This window comes from uncultured Streptococcus sp., assembly GCF_963521865.1.
Taxonomy (GTDB): domain Bacteria; phylum Bacillota; class Bacilli; order Lactobacillales; family Streptococcaceae; genus Streptococcus.
Genome location: NZ_CAUQWY010000092.1, coordinates 1 through 2,814, shown reverse-complemented (window position 1 = coordinate 2,814; position 2,814 = coordinate 1). Strand labels below are relative to the sequence as shown.

General features: G+C 39.3%; 2 protein-coding genes. Both read right to left on the bottom strand.

Going from position 1 to position 2,814, the window contains the following annotated elements; all coding sequences use genetic code 11:
• Positions 1 to 35: 35 nt before the first annotated feature.
• Positions 36 to 1,694 (bottom strand): iron ABC transporter permease, encoded by a 1,659-nt coding sequence (locus RWO85_RS10235; RefSeq protein ID WP_314415743.1) that lies wholly within the window; start codon positions 1,692 to 1,694, stop codon positions 36 to 38.
• Entirely contained in the window at positions 1,684 to 2,775 is a 1,092-nt protein-coding gene (locus tag RWO85_RS10230; protein ID WP_314415740.1) for an ABC transporter ATP-binding protein, read from the bottom strand. Before RWO85_RS10230 ends, RWO85_RS10235 begins: the two co-directional genes overlap by 11 nt.
• Positions 2,776 to 2,814 lie beyond the last annotated feature (39 nt).

Here is a 2,814-nt window from a genome sequence, read left to right as displayed (position 1 = left end):
AGGGTAATCCTTTCGGCTGTTTTTGATGGGGAAAACTAAAGTGTAATGCTATTGCTTTTAGAGATTTTCATAAACAAGAGCAAGGAACCTACTGTTAGAACAGTCAGGATAGTTGACAAGGCTGCGGCTACACCGTAATTCCCTCTGAGAACCTCTGTATAAATGGCTACAGTCATTGTTCTTGTTTTGACATTGTAGAGGAGGATAGAAGTAGAGAGTTCTGAAATCATTGTGACCCAAGATAGGATAGCTCCAGAAATAATACCAGATAGCATCATTGGAGTTGTAATCTTGGCAAAGGTATTGAGACGGCTACTTCCTAAGCTTTCAGCAGCTTCTTCAATACTTGGGGCTATTTGTTGTAAGCTAGCAACAGATGAGCGAATAGTATACGGTAATCTTCTGACAGATAGAGACATAATCAAGATGAAAGCAGTTCCTGTAATCATAAGAAATCCACTTCCAAATAGACCAGTATTGAAGGAAGAAATGAAGGCAATCCCTAGAACGGTTCCTGGTACAATATAAGGGACCATACTGAGGCTGTCAATTAAGTTTGTAAACAAGTTCCGTTTTCTAACGGCTAGGTAGGAGATAAATGTTGCGAATAGGACAACTAGAACTAAGGCAATCAAAGGGATACGAATGGTATTGAAAATAGCAGATCCCATACGATTGAAAGCTACCTTGTAACTGTTTAGAGAATAACCTTTGACAAATACCATACCTGATGTTTTTAGGAAAGAAGTATAAATCAAGTAGACTTGAGGTAGAACAGAGAACAAGATAATTCCGTAGACTGTTGCATAAATGGCTGCCATTTTTCCTTTTGTAGTTTTTTTAGGCTCAATTGGATGGAGCGAATTCATGCTGAAACTGTAGCGGTTTGAGATGTATTTTTGTATAAGGAAAATTGCCAAGGCAATGATAATCGCCATAATTGCTAAAGCAGATGCAAAAGCAGAATTTCCTCCAACCTCGCTAATAAACTGAGTATAAATCAGGACAGGGAAAGTCCGATATCCTTCACCAATCAACATAGGCGTTCCAAAGTCTGAGAATGCTCTCATAAATACAAGCAAGGCAGCAGCTAGTAAGGTTGGAACTAGGAGAGGTAAAATAACCGTTACGATACGCTTAAATCCGAAGGAACCCATGCTTTCAGCTGCTTCAAGTAGAGAATTGTCAATGCTCTTCATTGTCCCAGCAACGTATAGAAATACCAGTGGGAATAGTTGCAGTGTAAAGACAAGTACAATTCCTTTGAATCCATAAATATCGATAGCTGGAAGATGCAGGGTATTTGTCAGGAATTTAGTAATGACCCCATTTCGTCCCAGCAAGAGAATCCAGGAGTAGGCTCCCACGAAAGGAGCTGACATGGAAGCAATGATAATCAATATTTGTAGAAATTTCTTTCCCTTGAAGTCATACATAGAGAAGAGATAAGCTAATAAGGTTCCTACGACTAAGGAAGTGATAGTAGCGGTAATGGAAACCTTGAAACTGTTGACGAGTGTCTCAGAGTAGTAGGCTTTACTAAAGAAAGTGACAAAATTAGCTAGTGAAAATTGTCCTTCATGTATGAGTGCTTGCTTGAGCACGGTAACGATAGGATAAACGAGAAAGACAAGATAGGTAAGAAAGATGAAGAAAGAGGAGACTGTCCAAATATTTAGTTTTTTACGTTCCATGGTTGACTCCTTTTATCAGGTTTTGGGAACCATCTGCAGAAAAGACGTTTAATTTTTGAGTATTGATTCGTAGACGAATACGATCGCCTTTTTGTAGATCTTCTTCAAAAGTTGATTCTTCGCTAACCTGAATTTTTGAGGCAAAACCTGTCTCAATGAAATACTCCGTATTTAGTCCAAGATAGACGCTATCGCTAATAGTTCCTTCAATATCTCCAGATTCATCTTTGATAAACTCTTCAGGACGAATGCTTACATGAATAGCTTGTGCATCAGCCTGATCAAGAGCTGGTATTCGAAGGGCATAGCCATCTGAAAAGACGATATAAGCGCCGTCGCTCCGTTTTTCAAGATTGGCAGGGATAATATTTGTGCGTCCGATAAAGGTTGCCACAAACTCATTAGCTGGTTTATGATAGAGTTCTTTTGGTCGGCCGATTTGTTGGATCACTCCATCTTTCATAACAGCAATTTGGTCTGAAATAGCCATAGCTTCTTCTTGATCGTGGGTCACATAGACGGTTGTAATTCCCACTTCGTGTTGGATTTCTCGAATAGCTTGACGCATATCCAAGCGAAGTTTGGCATCTAGATTACTAAGTGGCTCGTCCATGAGGAGAACACTTGGATTAACCGCTAAGGCACGTGCCAAGGCGACACGTTGTTGTTGTCCACCACTGAGTTTATCAGGCTTCCGATCCGCATATTGAGCAATTTGCATAAGTTCAAGATACTTGTTGGTCTGTTGAATCAATTCTTCTTTTGGAATCTTCTTTTGTTTAAGACCAAAAGCAACATTGTCTCGGACAGTCAAATGTGGAAAAATAGCGTAGTTTTGAAAAACCATCCCGATATTGCGTTTGCTGGGTTCCATATTATTGATTTTTGTATCATCGAAGTAAAATTCTCCGCCTTCGATACTGTTGAAACCTGCAATCATACGAAGAAGAGTCGTTTTCCCACAACCTGAAGGCCCAAGAATGGTAAAGAGACTTCCTTTTGGAATTGTAATGTTCAAATTCTCAATAACAGGGACATCGTGATAGATTTTTTTTGCGTTAATAATTTTGATCTCACTCATAGTGAACCTCTTTTACTGTTTAGATTGGATATCTGTAAA